This window comes from Altericroceibacterium xinjiangense (assembly GCF_003958635.1).
Lineage (GTDB): Bacteria > Pseudomonadota > Alphaproteobacteria > Sphingomonadales > Sphingomonadaceae > Altericroceibacterium_A > Altericroceibacterium_A xinjiangense.
Map to the genome: position 1 here is coordinate 146,099 of NZ_RSEK01000007.1, position 16,692 is coordinate 162,790.

The window sequence follows — 16,692 nt, forward strand, 5'->3', positions numbered from 1 at the left end:
CGGCAGCCCGTGCGATGGGCGCGGCATGGCTCTTCACGATCTACATGACGACGCGGGCGCACCGCAGCGCCTGACTCACCTTCAGCGGCTCGAAGCCGAAAGCATTCACATCATGCGCGAAGTCGTTGCCGAGACGACCAAGCCGGTGATGCTCTATTCGGTCGGCAAGGACAGCGCGGTGATGCTGCACCTGGCCAAGAAGGCGTTCTACCCCTCGCCCCCGCCCTTCCCTCTGCTCCACGTCGATACGACCTGGAAGTTCAAGGACATGTACGCCTTGCGCGACAAGGCGGCCCGCGAAGCCGGGATGGAACTGCTGGTCCATCACAACCCCGAGGCGAAAGAGCGCGGGATCAATCCGTTCGATCATGGCCCCTTGCACACCGACATGTGGAAGACCGAAGGCCTGAAGCAGGCTTTGACCAAGTATGGGTTCGACGCCGCATTCGGCGGCGCGCGCCGGGATGAAGAGAAATCCCGCGCCAAGGAACGGATCTTCTCCTTCCGTACCGCCAGCCACGGCTGGGACCCGAAAAAGCAGCGGCCAGAGCTGTGGAATCTCTACAACGCCCGCAAGAACAAGGGGGAGAGCATCCGGGTATTCCCGATCTCCAACTGGACCGAGCTGGATATCTGGCAGTACATCATGGCCGAGAATATCGAGATCGTGCCGCTGTACTTCGCCGCGCCGCGCCCGACCTACGTCATGGACGGCCAGCTGTTCATGGCCGACGATCCGGAGCGTCTGGAGCAAGTGCTGGGCAAACTGCCCGAACTCCAGACACGCTCCGTCCGGTTCCGTACGCTCGGCTGCTCTCCGCTGACCGGCGCGGTGGAAAGCAATGCCAGCACGCTGGCCGAAGTGGTGCAGGAAATGCTGCTGACCACCACCAGCGAACGGCAGGGCCGCGTTATCGACAAGGATTCGGGCGACGCCTCGATGGAAAAGAAGAAGCAGGAGGGCTACTTCTGATGGCCAACAAACTCGCGCCCGAAACGGCCGATCCGATCTACAAGACCGATGCGCTGATTGCCGAGGATATCGAGGCCTATCTCGACCTGCACCAGAACAAGGGGCTGCTGCGCTTCATCACCTGCGGCAGCGTGGACGATGGCAAGTCCACCCTGATCGGACGCCTGCTGTACGATTCGAAGATGATCTTCGAAGACCAGCTCGCCGCGCTGGAAGCCGACAGCAAGCGCGTCGGCACGCAGGGGCAGGAGATCGATTTCGCGCTGCTGGTGGATGGCCTCGCCGCCGAGCGGGAGCAGGGCATCACGATCGATGTTGCCTATCGCTTCTTCTCGACCGAAAAACGCAAGTTCATCGTCGCCGACACCCCGGGGCACGAACAGTACACGCGCAACATGATCACCGGCGCTTCGACCGCCGATCTTGCCGTGATCCTGATCGACGCACGCAAGGGCGTGCTGCCGCAGACCCGGCGCCATTCCTACCTCGTCAACCTGATCGGCATCCGCAACATCGTGCTGGCGGTGAACAAGATGGATCTGGTCGATTACGACCAGTCCACTTTCGAACGCATCGTCGCCGATTACCGCGACTTTGCGCGGGGTATCGGGATCGAGGATTTCACCGCGATTCCGATCTCCGGGTTCAAGGGCGACAACATCACCCAGGCGCCTTCCGCCAACACGCCGTGGTATCAGGGGCCAAGCCTGATCGATCACCTTGAGACGGTGGAGATCGCCAACGATGCCGCGCTGGCGCGGCCGTTTCGCCTTCCGGTGCAGTGGGTCAACCGTCCCAATCTCGACTTCCGGGGCTTTTCGGGGCTGATCGCCAGCGGGGAAATCCGGCCCGGTGACCCGGTGCGGATCGTGCCGTCCGGCAAGACCAGCACCGTGAAATCGGTAGTGACGATGGAAGGCGAGCTGCCCCGGGCAGGAGCCGGCCAGTCGATCACGCTCACACTCGAGGACGAGGTAGACTGCAGCCGCGGCGACGTGATCGCCGCGGCCGACAGCCCGCCGGAAGCTGCCGACCAGTTCGAAGCGACAATCGTGTGGATGAGCGACGAGGCAATGATCCCGGGCCGCGGATACTGGCTCAAGCTGGCGACGCAGAGCGTCACCGCCACGGTCGCCACGCCCAAGTACGAAATCGACATCAACTCGCTCGATCAACTCGCTGCCAAGACGCTTCAGCTCAACTCCATCGGGGTGGCGGAAATCACCACCGATCGGCCGATCGTGTTCGAATCCTATGAGACGAGCCGCCAGTTTGGCGGGTTCATTCTGATCGACAAGCTGACCAACGCCACCGTGGCGGCCGGGATGATCCACTTCAGCCTGCGGCGGGCGCAGAACGTCCACTGGCAGGCGATCGAGATCACGCGCGATCAGCATGCCGCGATGAAGAACCAGAAGCCAGCCGTGCTGTGGTTCACCGGGCTTTCCGGCTCCGGCAAGTCGACCATCGCCAACCTGGTGGAAAAGAAGCTCCACCGGATGAACCGGCACACGTTCCTGCTGGATGGCGACAACGTTCGTCATGGGCTGAACAAGGATCTCGGCTTCACCGAGTCGGACCGCATCGAGAACATCCGCCGGGTCGGAGAGGTCGCCAGGCTGATGACGAATGCCGGCCTGATCGTCATCACCGCCTTCATCAGCCCGTTCCGGGCCGAACGCGAGATGGTCCGCGCGATGATGCCGGAAGGCGAATTCGTCGAAGTGTTCATCGACACCCCCATCGAAGTGGCCGAAGCGCGCGATGTGAAGGGCCTTTATAAAAAGGCGCGTGCGGGCGAACTGAAGAACTTCACCGGGATCGACAGCCCTTATCAGGCGCCTGAAGAGCCGGAAATATGGATCGACACGACCGCGATGACGCCTGAAGAAGCCGCCGACCTGATAGTCGGCAAGCTCATTCCTTGAGCGGGTCGCGGGGGCGGACGGCAATGACGGATTCTGAGCTCGCGGCGCATCTAGCGCAGTGCGCCGGGCGGATCCTGCTTGAGGTGCGCACCAGCGGCATGTTCGCCGGCAAGAGCCTGGGCAAGGCCGGCGATCAGGTGGCCAACCAGTTCCTGGTTCGCGCGCTGCGGGAGCAACGTCCTGAAGACGGCCTGCTGTCGGAGGAAAGCAAGGACACCGAGGAACGGCTGAGCCGTTCGCGGGTCTGGATCGTCGATCCGGTCGACGGCACGCGGGAATACGGAGAGGAACGTGCCGACTGGGCTGTCCATGTCGGCCTTGCCATCGACGGCGTGGCCGAAGTCGGCGCGGTTGCCCTGCCCGGCCTTGACGACGGACTGGTGCTTCGGACGGATCGACCGGCTGCGCTTGTCCGGTACGACGGGGCGCCCCGGCTTCTGGTCAGCCGAACCCGCCCCGCTGCCGAGGCGGTGGCCGTGGCCGAACGGCTGGGCGGCGAACTGATCGCGATGGGTTCCGCCGGAGCCAAGGCGATGGCCGTCGTTCGCGGCGAAGCGGACATCTATCTCCATTCGGGCGGACAGTACGAATGGGACAGCTGCGCTCCGGTGGCCGTGGCCCGGGCCCATGGCCTCCACACCAGCCGGATGGACGGCAGCCCGCTGATCTACAACCAGCGCGATACCTACATGCCGGACTTGCTGATCTGCCGCCCCCAATGGGCTGAGCGAGTGCTCTCCATCGTGGGTACATTGCCGACCGCCGGCTGAAATGCATTTCGAATACTCTCTGGCGGGGGCCTTTGTCGGCTTTCTCGTCGGGCTGACCGGGGTGGGCGGCGGATCGCTGATGGCGCCGCTGCTGATCCTGCTGTTCGGCTTTTCGCCCGCCGTGGCGGTAGGGACAGACTTGTGGTTTGCCGCGATTACCAAGACTGCTGGCGGGCTGATCCATCACCGGTTCGGATCACCCGACTGGAAGATCGCCGTGCGCCTGGCAATCGGCAGCGTGCCCGCGGCAATCCTGACGCTGCTGTGGCTGGGCTTTTTCCATTCCGGCGAGCTGGAATCCGACCTGCTGATGAAGCTGCTTGGCGGCGCTTTGCTGCTCACCTCGGTGCTGATGCTGGCGAAACGCCAGATCGCGGGTCCGGTCCAGCGCGTTCGGGATCGGCTCGGTCCCGCGATGCGCAGCCGCCAGATTGCGGCGACGATCATCGGGGGGGCTCTGGTCGGCTGCTTGGTAACGCTGACGTCGGTCGGCGCCGGAGCACTGGTCGCGGTGCTGCTCGCCGTGCTCTACCCGCTGCGATTGGGCACAAAGGCCATCGTGGGGACGGACATCATCCACGCCGTTCCCCTGACGCTGGTCGCGGCCCTGGGGCACAGCTGGCTCGGCAATGTCGATGGCTGGCTGCTCGCCACCCTGCTGGTCGGGTCGATCCCCGGAATAATCGCGGGATCGCTGTTCGCGGGACGCGTGGACGACAAGCTCGTCCGCTATGCCTTGTCCGGAATGCTGGTGATCTCCGCGATCAAGATGATGACCAGCTGAAGCCTTCCAGGCGCGGTACGTTACAGCTTCGGGTTGCCCGCGGACCAGCGGATCGACAGCTCGATCCCGCTGCCCACCGGGAGCAGCATCGTCTGCAGGTCCTCCTTCGCCGTGATCGCCGCGCGATAGCGCCGCACGGCATCGCGCGCGCTTGCCGGCTGGATCATGTTGTCGGACGCGATGATGCCTTCTTCCGCCAGCTTGGGATAGACAGCTTCGAAGCACGGCAGATACTGGTTCTTCCAGATATCGAGCAGGACGAAATCGAGGGGTCCCGGATCTGCGGCGATCAACTTGATCGCATCGCCGCAGCGGAATTCCACAGTGTCTGCAAACCCGGCGCGCGCCAGCATTCCGGCGGCATAATCCTGTTTCGCGGCATCGAGATCCACCGAGATCACCTGCCCTCCATACGACTGCGCCGCATCAGCGAGGAACAGCGTCGAGTACCCATAGCTGGTGCCCAATTCCAGGATTCGCTTCGGTTCTTTTCCCCGGATCAGTGCACGCAGGAATCCCCCTGCTCTGGCACCGATCGGCAGGAGAAACTCGTCACGCCGATCGCCGAATTCGCCTGCCGGCAAGTCACGCATCAAGGCACGCTCCCGCTGATGGCGAGCATCGTATTCGGCAAACACGGCGGAGGCGGCGGGGCTGCTGAATTCCATCGGGTATCCTTCGGTGTATCGTTAAAAGTCCGGTAGCGACTGGTCGGCGAAGCCCCACCCGGAAAGCCCCTTCCCCTTGGCCCGCCGGATCAGCTTGTCGGCATCGTCGATGGAGAGCGGATGCGCGTTGTCAAAGCCCTTCAGTTCCCCCCATGCGATCGGCAGCGCCACCGGCGCCCCGGGGCGGGAGCGGGTCGAATAAGGCATCACCGCCGTGCTGCCACGCTGGTTGCGCAGATAATCGATGAAGATCCGCCCTTCCCGTTTCTCAAGGCGCAAGTTGGCGGTGAAGCGATCCGGCTCGGCCAGCGCCATCGCTTCGGCGAAGCGGTGGGAAAAATCCTTATGCACGTCCCAGGAATGGCCGGTCTTCAGCGGCACGATCACGTGGACGCCCTTCCCGCCCGAAAGCATGGCGAAACTGACCAGGCCCATGTCGGCCAGCCGCTGGCGAATATCCTCGGCTGCCGATTTCACGGCTGCGAAATCCAGCCCGACATCGGGATCGAGATCGAACACCATCCGGTCGGGAGCCTCGACATCCGCGCTGCGCGATCCCCAGCCGTGGAACTCGATCGTGCCCATCTGAACGCAGGCGAGCAGCCCCGGAGCGTCGTCGATGTAAAGGTATTCCTCGGTGTTGCCCCTCTTCTCCACCACCGGAACATGATGAACATGCGGACCGAAGCTGCCGCTGTCGTGCTTCTGATAGAAGCACTTCTTCGCCCGCCCCTGGGGGCACCGCACCAGCGTCAGCGGCCGGTGGGAGGCGAACGGCAGGATCAGGGGCGCAACGGCGGCGTAGTAATCGGCGAGCTCGCCCTTGGTGTTGCCGCTTTCGGGGAAGATCACCCGGTCGCGGTTGGTGATCCTGACGATCTCCTTTCGCTCCGCTTCCTCTAGGCTCACGGGCTTTTCCGGGGTGACATCCTTCGCCGCCTTGTCCTCGCGCAAGGCGATAAAGCTCGGGTGGCGCAAGTGCCCGTCATGGGTGAACTCGGTGAAGGCAATTTCCGCTACCAGGTCCGGCTTCAGCCAGGTGACGCCCCGCCGCATCGGCCGTGGTACTTCAGCCGGCATGGTCTTGCGTTCAAGCGGCTTCATCCGCTTCGCCAGTTCGTGCAACCGATCCGTGTTGAAACCCGTGCCGACGTTGCCCTTGTAGACCAGTTCGCCGTTTTCGTACTGCGCCAGCAGCAGGGAACGGAACGGGCGGGCGGCTGCCTTCGACGGGTTCCAGCCGATGATCACGAACTCCTGCCGCAGGATGCACTTCACCTTCAGCCAGGCCTTGGTCCGGCTGTTCTGGTACGAGGCGTCGATCTGCTTGGAGATGATCCCTTCCTGCCCGGCGTTGCACATGGTGCGCAGCAGCTTTTCACCCGCGCCGATCACGTGGTCCGTCACATGGACCGGCGGCCCTGCGTCGCCCAGCAAGGCGTGCAGCCGCTCCTTGCGTTCTACGTTGGAAAAGCCGGTCAGGTCCTCCCCGTCCAGTTCCAGCAGGTCGAAGGCGTGGAACGAGATTGCGTCGTCTTCCCCCTGCCCTCCGTGGCCGCGCTTGAGCACTTTCTGCAGGGAGGAGAAATCCGGGTTGCCCTTCTTGTCGTAGGCGACCACCTCCCCGTCGATCAGGCAGCAGGGCAAGTCCAGTTCCTTGATCCGCTCGACCAGCGGAGCGAACCGGTCGGTCCAGTTCTTGCCTGTTCGCGTGTAGACGATCACCTTGTCCCCGTGCGCTGCGATCAGCGCGCGATAGCCGTCGAGCTTGATCTCGTGCATCCAGCCGCTCCCCTCCGGGACGGCATCGACGAGGGTAGCAAGTTGCGGCTTGCGGAATTCCGGCAGCTCACTCGCCTTTGCGCGGGATGGCGCCGTGTTCGACCGCTTCCGGTTGTGCGCGGCGGCCTTGTCCATCACTTTGGCGAAGTCGGTGCCGTTCTTGCCTTCGAGAGAAAACTCGCTGCCCGGGTCCGCTTCGATCTCAGCCATCGATCGTCCGGTCAGGACACTGGTGAGCCCATGTTCGATCAGCTGATCGCCGGGTTCGGAGTATTCATCGTTCAACTTGCGCAGCAGCCAGTTCTCACGCTTTTCGCCGCCCTTCGGCTTCAGGCGGATCAGCAGCCATTCGCCCTTCATCCGCTCCCCCTCGAGGATGAAATGGAGGTGACCCTTCTCCAGGTCCTTCGCGCTCTTGCCTTCGATCGGCGCCCAGGTGCCCTTGTCCCACAGCATCACCGATCCACCGCCATATTCGCCCTTGGGGATCACACCTTCGAAATCGGCATAGTTCAGCGGGTGGTCTTCGGTTCTTACCGCCAGCCGTTTGATGTCCGGATCGGGCGAAGGCCCCTTGGTCACGGCCCAGCTTTTCAGCACTCCGTCGACCTCCAGCCGAAAATCCCAGTGGAGCCGGCTAGCCGCGTGCTTCTGAACGATGAAGCGATTGCCGCCCTTGCTGCTGGCTCGCTTGCCCGCCGGTTCGGCGGTCTTTGAGAAATCGCGCTTACGGTTGTATTCGCCGAGCGGATCGGGCGGATCGGGAGGCTTGTTCATCGCGCCCCTCCCTTATGCCCGCTTGCGCGTCTTGCTGGTCTTCGTCGCGCCAGCCTTGCCCGAACCTGACTTACTTGAACTAGACTTACTTGAACTAGACTTACTTGAACTGGACTTGCTTGAACTGGCCTTCGTTGAGGTGGCTTGTTTGCCGGAGGGCTTGTCTCCCACGGAGCGTTTCAGCGCCGCCATCAAGTCGATCACGTTGGATCCTTCCGCCGCGATTTCCTCGCCTTCGGGTTCCTCGACCACCTTCTTGCCCTTGGCCTTGATCTTGCGCTCGATCAGGTTTTCCAGCGCCTCGGTGTAGCGGTCATGGAATTCACCGGCATCGAACGGTGCGCTTTTTTCATCGATCAGCGTCTTGGCGAGGTTGAGCAGGTCCCGCTTCGGCTTTGTGTCGGGAATTTCCTCGAAATAGCTCTGCGCCTGGCGGACTTCATCTTCGTAGCGCAGGGATTCCATCACGATCCCGTTGCCGCAGGGCTTCAGCGAAACCAGCGTCTCGCGCCCGCGCAGCGCGATCTGGCCAAGTGCGACCTTGCGCGCTTCCCGCAAGGCTTCGCGCAGGACCACGAAGGCTTCCTCCGCCAGGTCGTCGCTCGGCACGACGTAGTACGGTTTTTCGAAGTAGAACACGTCGATGTCCCCGGCATCGACGAACTGCACGAGGTCGAGCGTTTTCGTGCTCTCGATCCGGACTGCGTCGATCTCTTCCGGGTCGAGCAGGACGTAGTTGTCCTTGGACACCTCGTACCCCTTGACGATCTCGTCCCGGTCCACCGGGCCGATCCCTTCCACCACCTTTTCGTAACGGATCCGCTTGCCGGTCGGCTCATGGATCTGATGGAAGCTGATCTTCGCGCCGGTCTTGGTGGCCGAATAGACTTCTACAGGAATCGAAACCAGCGCCAGCCTGATCTGGCCGCTCCAATAGGGGCGTGCTGCCATCGCGGTTACTCCTTTTGCAAGCTCAGCGCTCAGGGCGCGGATTCGGTTCCGCGCCGCTTGAGCGGCTCAACGGCGGAGCCGGGCACTGCCCCGGCCGGGGACCGAAGCCCACCTGGCTCTGCATTGCCCGAAGCCCCCCAAGCAAAAAGCCCCCGGCGCCGTTGGCGCGGGGGCTTTGGTCTTGCAGCCCGGACGGCGGAAGCACCGGGTGTGGCTCACCTGGCGCGGTGCCGTCTTCGGCGCCGCCCTTAGTAGCTCTTGTACGGCAGGAACTTGCCGGAAATCACTGCATGCACCCGGTCCCCAGCCGGGTTGGATTCCCGCGTCAGGTCCAGGGAGAAGTCGATGGCGCTCATGATCCCGTCGCCGAATTCCTCATGGATCAGCTCCTTGATCGTCGTGCCGTAGACGTTGACCATCTCGTACCAGCGGTAAATCAGCGGATCGGTCGGCACCGCAGTCGGCAGCGAACCCTTGTGCGGCACGATTTGCAGCCACGCCACGGCCTCATCGCTGAGCTCGAAGATTCCGCCGATTGTTTCTGCCTGAGCCTTGTCGAACGTCATCTGCCCAAGGCAGGCTGCCGTCGTCCACTCCTTGGAGCGCCCGATCGCTTCGGCCACGTCGACCCACTTCAGGCCCTTGCGCACCTTGGCGGCGCGGATCATCGCGGTGACTTCGCTACGGTCTGTAATCATTGATGCGTGTTCCTTTGAGGTGGTGCTGAAAATTGCCACGGTGCGAAGAAAGCTGGTCCCGCCCGGGGATTTGGTGAGGCGGCATGACTTGATCGGGATTAAGTGAGGAGTACCGTGCCTCCGGCCCCCAAACTGGATGGCAGCCGGCCCTTATGTTGCCTATGACCGCGGTTGAAGCAATGACCGGCGGAGCAGCCCTGAACAGGACGCAATCGACAGGCAATCTTGCGCATTTCGAGCCAAAGGGCGCCAGGCTGTCCAAGGGGACACAATCTTCCTGGCGGTCTCCGTCGGAACGATGCGGCCCGCCGCTCGCTCTGAACCGGTGCCAACCAGGAGCGCGGATGACGATCAAGGCGGTTTTCTTCGATATCGACGGTACGCTCGTCGACAGCAACGACTACCACGTCACGGCCTGGGAGGAGGCATTCGCGCGTTCAGGATCGACTGTCGCTCGTCACGAAATTCATGGTCAGATCGGTAAGGGAGCCGACATGCTGATCCCCGCCTTGCTCCCGGATGCGGATGACGAAACCCGGCACCAGCTAGCGCAGGCGCACGGCACGATCTTCAAATCCGCTTTTCTTGAGCGAGTCGAGCCGTTCCCCTCGGCACGCGACTTGCTGCTGCGGACGCAGGAGTCGGGATTGCAGGTCGTGCTTGCATCCTCAGCCTCCCAGGGGGAGCTGGATCATTATCTTCAGCTTCTCGATGCCCAATCGATCGTGACCGCGACGACTTGTGCCGACGACGTGGAGCATACCAAGCCGGATCCCGATATCTTCGCCAGCGCCTTGAGCAAGCTTCCGGGAGTTGAGGCGAGCGAGGTTATCGTCATCGGCGACACGCCCTATGACATCGAAGCCGCGCGGCGGTGCGGAATGGCTGCAGTTGGCCTGCGGTCCGGGAAATTCCCCGATCAGAGCCTTTGGGAGGCAAATCCTGTCGCTCTGTACGATGATGTTGCAGCCATTCTCGCCGATTTCGCGAATTCACCCATAAGCCAGCCCTGGAAAACCTGACCCCCTGCCCATTTGTCTTCAGCGGCTCTCTTTTTCCGGAACCAGGCGCGCCGATAGGGGAGGCGCGACACGCGCAGGCCGCTCGAACTGCCGGATGGGGCGCGGCCGTCTCCGCACAAATGGCCGAGTTGCGCCGACAGATCGTAGTCCGGCAGGCCTGGCCCACGCGGCCGAATTGCACCAGGCAGACCGGCTCGCGGCAATTGGGGAAAGTTTCAGCCCGCGTCGCGCAGGATAGCGCCCAACCCGGCCGCCTGCTCCTTGGCTTTCAGGTAGTTGGAGATGTCAACCAATCATTTATACCTGACTTTTCCGCCACGGCGCCGACCCCTGTCTTAGAAGACAACCAAGGCTGCCTGGTTGGGGAGGCGGGAACATTTCTGATTGCAATTCAGGTTCGAGGGGCTTGGGCGAACCGGACACCCATGCTGCCGTGACGAGCTTCCTTGAGGGCACCACCGACTGTGTGTTCCTGCTCGGTGCCGACTGGCGCTTCAGGTATCTGAACAAGCGTGCGGTCATGGAAATCGCCCGAGGCGAAGATCTGACGGGGCAGGACTTCTGGGACAGCTTTCCCGGAACCGCCGGAAGCCCGTTCGAACACCACTACCGCCAAGCTATGCGGGACCGCTCGCCCGTTGGGTTCGAGGCTTACTATCCACCGCTCTATGCCTGGTACGAAGTCCATGTCTCGCCTTTCGCAGATGGCGGGATCGGCGTGTGGTTCAGAAATATCAACGAGCGCAGGCAGACAGAACACGCGTTGAGAACCGCGGAGGAACGATACAGGCTCGTCGCATCGGCTTCCGCAGACCTGATCGTGGACTGGGATCTGCAAACGGGTGAAGTCCGCTGGAGCGGCCAGCTTGGCAGCCAGCTCGGTTACCAGGAAGACCTGGTGAGGACCCCTGAGTGGTGCGCACAGCGCGTTCATCCGGAGGACCGGGATCGCATCGCGGCAGAGATTGGCCGGTGCATCGAAAACGGCGACCGCATATTTTCGGAAGGTCGCTTCCTGAAAGCGGACGGGGAATATACCCTGATCCAGCAAAGAGGCATCGTGCAGCGCGACCTGGAAGGCCGTCCGGTTCGCGTTATCTGCGGAATACAGGATGTATCTGACCGTGAACGAGCGAACGCCGCAATCCGGCAGCGCAATGCGGAACTGGCCACCATCTTCGGCCAGGCGCTGGTCGGGATCGTCAAGACCGACAATTACGGACGCGTGCAAGCCGTCAATGCGCGCTTCTGCGAAATCCTTGGTCGGACAGAAGATGAGCTGAAAGCCTGCGGGCTGATGGAATGCACCCATCCGGAAGACTTCGAATGGAGTGAGCGGCTGATCCTTGAGCAGGTCCACAAGCGCGAACCTTTCCAGATGGAAAAGCGGTTTATTCGGCCGGACGGGTCGGCGGTGTGGTGCCGCGTCAACGTTTCGTTCGTGACCGGCGAAACCGGGGAGATGGAAGGCTCGATCGTCGTTGCGGAAGACATCACCGAACAGCGCAAGTCCGCCGAACAGTTGAAGTGGGCAAGCGAACATGACCCTCTGACTGATCTGCCGAACCGCCGGGCGTTCGAGGCGCAGCTGAAAAAGGCAACCGCCAGGGCTTTGCAGTCCGGCGGCAGGGTCGGCCTGCTGCTGATCGACCTCGATCACTTCAAGCACGTGAACGACACGTTCGGCCACACCGCGGGAGACCGCGTGCTGACCGTCCTCGGCGACCGCCTGCGGGGGTTTCTGCGAAAAGGCGACTTTGTCGCCCGGCTCGGCGGTGACGAGTTCGCCTTGATCCTGGAGGGTCGAGGAGAGCTGGACATTACCGCCGCGGGCGCATCCATTCATGCGCGCCTGCGCGAGCCGGTTGTTTCCGGCGATCAGTCCGTGAACACGGGCGCAAGCATCGGCGGAGCCATCTTCCCCCAGCACGCCCGCAGTGCAGATGAGCTCCTCGATAACGCGGACATCGCGCTTTACGCCCTGAAGGGCAGCGGGCGCGGCGGGACAATGATGTTCGAGCCGCACATGCGCGACAAGGCGCAAATCAGATCAGCACAGTTAAGCCTCGCCAGGACGGCCGTCAGCGGGGAGACAATCAGGCCCCACTACCAACCGAAAATCAACCTCATCACGGGGGAAATCGTCGGTTTCGAGGCTTTGCTGAGGTGGCATAACGCCTCGCGCGGCCTCCAGAGCCCGGACTTGGTCCAGGAGGCCTTCAATCACTTCGAACTCGCTTCGAAAATCGGCGCGCTGATGCATGAGCGGGTGCTTCACGACATGCGGGACTGGATGGATGCCGGGCTTCCGTTCGGCCGTGTCGCGATCAACGCCGCCCCCGTGGAGTTCCTTCGCGATGACTTTGCCGAACAGCTGATCGCGCGCGTGGAGGAACACGGGATACCCCCTTCACTCGTGGAAGTCGAGGTGACGGAACATGTCTTCCTGGAAGCCGGCTCGGGCTATGTCACACGTGCCCTGACGCGGCTCAAGCAGGCAGGTTTCAGGATTGCCCTCGATGATTTCGGAACCGGTTATTCATCCCTCTCGCACTTGCGCGACTTTCCAGTCGATGTGGTCAAGATCGACCGCTCCTTCATCGCCAAGCTGGCATCCGAGCCGGAAATCCGGGCAATCGTTTCGGCTGTGATCGACCTTGCGAAAACACTGAAAATCGATGTCGTGGCCGAAGGAGTCGAAACAGAGGAGCAGAAGCAGGCCCTGATCGATGAAGGCTGCCTGTTCGCGCAAGGCTTCCTGTTCGAACGTCCCGTGAGCGCCGATGCAGTCTCGCGTCTTCTGCGACCCACTGACGGCGAATGAGGGGCTAGCCGGGAGCCGACCTTGTCGCCGGCCCCCGGTATTTCCTCCAGTTGTTCGAGGGGAAAGGCATGTGCCCGGACCCGAAGGGCTTGCCCTGCCTGTCGCTGCAACACGTTCCGGCGCGTGTCCTGAAAGAGGCTCGTGCCATTCTGGCCGAGGATAGGGTTCGCGGTGAGTTGTGGCTGAACCGGCGAATGGAAATTGCCGACCAGCACGGGGCTTGAAGACAAGGTCGTCGCCGGCGACTGCCTGCCATGCCGGACTAACCTCGTTTCCTTTCTGAAATTGCGCCGGACGCCAAAGGGCCAGGACGGCGGTTCCGGGCCGCTCCCAGCTCCTGCCCGGACGCAAGCAAGTCAGGAACTGTTGCCGCGCGCATCCCGTTCGCCTGACGGAAGGATCGCAATGGCCAACGAGAAACTCCGCGCCGCCGAGTTCGAAGGAACGCCGAAGCGGCATTTCTACACCGGGCGACGGGTGACGCGCGCCCGCTCGATCGAGGACCTTCGCGCCCGCGCGCACAAGCTGATGCCGCGCTTCGTGCTGGAGTATCTCGAAGGGGGATCGGGGCAGGAAGCAACCCTGAGGCGGGAGCGGGAGGCGTTCGCCGAGTGGCGCGTCATGCCGCACACGCTGGTGGACGAATCGAACCGCGATTGCTCGGCGGACATTCTCGGGCGCAAGGCCGCGCTTCCGCTCGCGATCGCGCCAACGGGCCTCAACGGCATTTTCCGCCGTCATGGAGACATCGCGCTGGCGAAAGCGGCGGCGCAAGGGGGGGTGCCGTTCATCCAGAGCACGATGTCGAACGACCCGATGGAGCGTGTGGCCAGGATTCCGGGATTGCGGCACTGGTGGCAGCTCTACGTCTTCGGGCCGGACGAAATCTGGCAGGAACTGGTGGCCCGGGCCGACAAGGCGGGATGCGAGGCGCTGGTGCTGACCACGGATGCGCAGATCTTCGGCCAACGGCAGTGGGACAAACGCGGCCGGACCGAAATCGGCCTTCCCCGTATTCCGAACCTCCTCAACGCGGCCTCGCACGTCCGCTGGCTCGCTACGACGCTTTCCGGGGGGCTACCGCAGTTCAGCAACGTACGCGATTTCGTGCCGAAGGACCGGCGATCCTTCTTCGATACGGCGAACTGGATCCGGGAGCAGATGCCCCGGTCGCTCAGCTGGGGTGACGTGGAGAAAATCCGCCAACGCTGGAAGAAGCCGCTTTTCCTGAAAGGCCTCATCAACCTCGATGACGTGGAGCGGGCACTGGGCAGCGGGGCCGACGGGATCATCCTCGGCACGCATGGCGGCAGGCAGGCGGACTGGTCGGTCTCCGCGCTCGACATTCTCCCCAGGGCGCGGGAAATCGTGGGAGACGACAAAGCGCTCTACATGTCGGGCGGAATTCGCTGGGGCAGCGACATCATCAAGGCCCGCACCCTCGGCGCCGACGTCGTGCTCTCAGGCCGCGCCATGCTGTACGGCCTGTGCGCCTACGGCACCGACGGCGTCAGCCGTGCGCTGGAAATCCTGGAAGCCGAGGTGCTCAATGAGATGGGGCAGTACGGGGTGCCGAACCTCCAGTCCCTGTCCCGCGATCTGCTGGTGCCCACCCGCGACTTGCCGCTGACGGAGAAGGCCTGACGCAAAAAGTTCCCGAAATTCGGAACGGAGCCGCGCGAAGGTCCGTTAGCGAAACGACAGCAGCCAAAACCGGGAGACAAACCATGGCCCAATCCGTGTCCGAATTCGTCTGGCAGCGACTGCACGATTGGGGTGTCCGACGGATTTTCGGCTATCCGGGAGACGGCATCAACGGCTTGGTCGGCGCGCTCGATTCCATGCGCGACAAGTTCGAATTCGTGCAGGTCCGGCATGAGGAAATGGCCGCCTTCATGGCTTCGGCCCATGCCAAGTTCGCGGGGGATCTCGGCGTATGCCTTGCCACGTCCGGTCCGGGCGCTTCGCACCTGCTGACGGGACTCTACGACGCACGGCTGGATCATATGCCGGTGCTGGCGATCACCGGCCAGCAGGCGCGAACCGCCGTTGGCGCCCACTACCAGCAAGAGCTCGACATGACGTCGATGTTCAAGGACGTTGCCGGCGCCTTCACCGGCTATGCGATGGCCCCCGCGCAAGTGCGGCACCTGGTCGATCGGGCGGTGCGGATCGCCATCGGCCGCCGGCGCGTGACCGCGCTCGTGTTTCCGAACGACCTTCAGGAAATGCCGTACGAGGACCCGCCGCGCAAGCACGGAGCGGTGTTCTCGGGAGTGGGCTGGTCACGGCCACGGGTCGTGCCCGCCGAAAAGGATCTTGAGCGCGCGGCCGAGGTGCTCAATTCCGGCAAGAAGGTCGCGATGCTGGTCGGGGCCGGCTGCAAGGGCGCGACCGATCACGTGATTTCCATTGCCGATCGGCTCGGCGCGGGCTGCGCCAAGGCGCTGCTGGGCAAGGAAGTGCTTCCCGATGACCTGCCCTGGGTGACCGGATCGATCGGACTGCTCGGCACGAAACCAAGTTGGGAGCTCATGCAGGAGTGCGACACGTTCCTGATGATCGGGTCGGGCTTTCCCTATTCGGAGTTCCTGCCCAAGGAGGGGCAGGCCCGCGGCGTGCAGATCGATCTCGATCCGGGGATGCTATCGATCCGCTATCCGTTCGAGGTCAATCTCGAAGGCGATGCCGCCCTTTCGATCGAGGCGCTGCTCCCCCTGCTTCAGCCGAAGACCGATACCGCGTGGCGCGATTCCATCGCGGGTTGGAAGAAGGACTGGAACAAGACCCTGCATGACCGTGCGATGGTGGAGGCCAACCCGGTCAATCCGCAGCGTATCTTCACCGAATTGTCCCCTCGCCTGCCAGACGACGTCATCCTGACCAGCGACAGCGGAAGCTGCGCGAACTGGTATGCCCGCGATATCCAGATGCGCCGGGGGATGATGGGTTCGCTTTCCGGCGGGCTCGCCTCGATGGGGGCAGGCGTGCCGTATGCGATCGCGGCCAAGTTCGCCTATCCTGACCGGCCGGTGATCGCGATGGTTGGCGATGGAGCCATGCAGATGAACGGCATGGCCGAACTGATCACGGTCGCCAAGTACCACAAGAAATGGCCGAACCAGACTTTCATCGTCTGCGTACTGAACAACCAGGACCTGAACCAGGTCACGTGGGAACAGCGCGTAATGAACAGCAATCCCAAGGCCGAGATGACGCAGGAATTGCCCGATGTTCCCTATCACAAGTTCGCCGAGCTGATCGGGCTGCAGGGCATCTTCGTCGATGACCCGAAGGATCTCGGCGCAGCGTGGGACCGCGCGCTCGCTTCCGGCAGGCCCACGGTGCTCGAGGTCAAGACAGACCCCGAAGTGCCCCCGCTGCCGCCGCACTTTACCTTCGATCAGGTCAAGTCCTTCATGAGCACGGCGATCAAGGGCGATCCGGAACAGGGGAGCATGCTCAAGGGCAGCGTCAAGCAGGTGATGAGCTCCGTCTTTTCAGAGGAGTAATTC

12 protein-coding genes and 1 pseudogene are annotated in these 16,692 nt (G+C 62.9%); 9 read left to right on the forward strand and 4 right to left on the reverse strand.

The genetic code is table 11. From position 1 onward, the window contains the following. Positions 1-25: 25 nt before the first annotated feature. Genes cysD through ELY13_RS10025 form a run of 4 tightly spaced genes read left to right on the forward strand, consistent with a single transcriptional unit; the run spans position 26 to position 4,455 of the window. A complete protein-coding gene (gene cysD / locus ELY13_RS10010) occupies positions 26-973 on the forward strand; it encodes a sulfate adenylyltransferase subunit CysD (protein ID WP_126173773.1) in 948 nt (315 codons plus the stop codon). After that, positions 973-2,901, forward strand: coding sequence for a sulfate adenylyltransferase subunit CysN (cysN, locus tag ELY13_RS10015; protein WP_126173774.1), 1,929 nt, complete (start codon positions 973-975; stop codon positions 2,899-2,901). The genes cysD and cysN overlap by 1 nt, the downstream gene beginning before the upstream one ends. A 23-nt stretch (positions 2,902-2,924) precedes the next feature. Next, positions 2,925-3,671 (forward strand): 3'(2'),5'-bisphosphate nucleotidase CysQ, encoded by a 747-nt coding sequence (locus ELY13_RS10020; RefSeq protein ID WP_126173775.1) that lies wholly within the window; start codon positions 2,925-2,927, stop codon positions 3,669-3,671. 1 nt (position 3,672) lies between these two features. Continuing rightward, positions 3,673-4,455, forward strand: coding sequence for a sulfite exporter TauE/SafE family protein (locus tag ELY13_RS10025; protein ID WP_126173776.1), 783 nt, complete (start codon positions 3,673-3,675; stop codon positions 4,453-4,455). 20 nt (positions 4,456-4,475) lie between these two features. On the opposite strand, the gene ELY13_RS10030 is transcribed toward ELY13_RS10025, so the two are convergent. The 4 genes from ELY13_RS10030 to cynS all read right to left on the reverse strand — a co-directional run bounded on the left by ELY13_RS10030 (position 4,476) and on the right by cynS (position 9,331). After that, positions 4,476-5,123: an O-methyltransferase gene (locus ELY13_RS10030; protein ID WP_126173777.1), complete on the reverse strand. Its 648-nt coding sequence runs from the start codon at positions 5,121-5,123 to the stop codon at positions 4,476-4,478. A 21-nt stretch (positions 5,124-5,144) separates the two neighbouring features. Beyond that, complete coding sequence (ligD, locus tag ELY13_RS10035; RefSeq protein ID WP_126173778.1) at positions 5,145-7,682, reverse strand: DNA ligase D; 2,538 nt, start codon at positions 7,680-7,682, stop codon at positions 5,145-5,147. A gap of 12 nt (positions 7,683-7,694) precedes the next feature. After that, the gene (gene ku / locus ELY13_RS10040) at positions 7,695-8,633 is read right to left on the reverse strand and encodes a non-homologous end joining protein Ku (RefSeq protein ID WP_126173779.1); all 939 of its coding nucleotides are present in this window, start codon (positions 8,631-8,633) and stop codon (positions 7,695-7,697) included. 248 nt (positions 8,634-8,881) lie between these two features. Then, positions 8,882-9,331 (reverse strand): cyanase, encoded by a 450-nt coding sequence (gene cynS / locus ELY13_RS10045; RefSeq protein WP_126173780.1) that lies wholly within the window; start codon positions 9,329-9,331, stop codon positions 8,882-8,884. Positions 9,332-9,675: 344 nt separating this feature from the next. Between cynS and ELY13_RS10050 the strand changes: the two genes are divergently transcribed. From ELY13_RS10050 to ELY13_RS10065, 5 genes and pseudogenes are all read left to right on the forward strand, one after another. Beyond that, the gene (locus tag ELY13_RS10050; protein ID WP_164549766.1) at positions 9,676-10,353 is read left to right on the forward strand and encodes an HAD family hydrolase; all 678 of its coding nucleotides are present in this window, start codon (positions 9,676-9,678) and stop codon (positions 10,351-10,353) included. Between the two features lie 406 nt (positions 10,354-10,759). Beyond that, entirely contained in the window at positions 10,760-13,177 is a 2,418-nt protein-coding gene (locus ELY13_RS10055; protein WP_126173782.1) for an EAL domain-containing protein, read from the forward strand. Between the two features lie 47 nt (positions 13,178-13,224). Further along, a pseudogene (locus tag ELY13_RS15670) lies at positions 13,225-13,401 on the forward strand (DUF6894 family protein); the annotation flags it as partial. Positions 13,402-13,582: 181 nt separating this feature from the next. Continuing rightward, a complete protein-coding gene (locus ELY13_RS10060) occupies positions 13,583-14,821 on the forward strand; it encodes an alpha-hydroxy acid oxidase (protein ID WP_126173783.1) in 1,239 nt (412 codons plus the stop codon). A gap of 83 nt (positions 14,822-14,904) precedes the next feature. Further along, positions 14,905-16,689, forward strand: a complete 1,785-nt coding sequence (locus ELY13_RS10065) for a thiamine pyrophosphate-requiring protein (RefSeq protein ID WP_126173784.1) — start codon at positions 14,905-14,907, stop codon at positions 16,687-16,689. Positions 16,690-16,692: the final 3 nt, after the last annotated feature.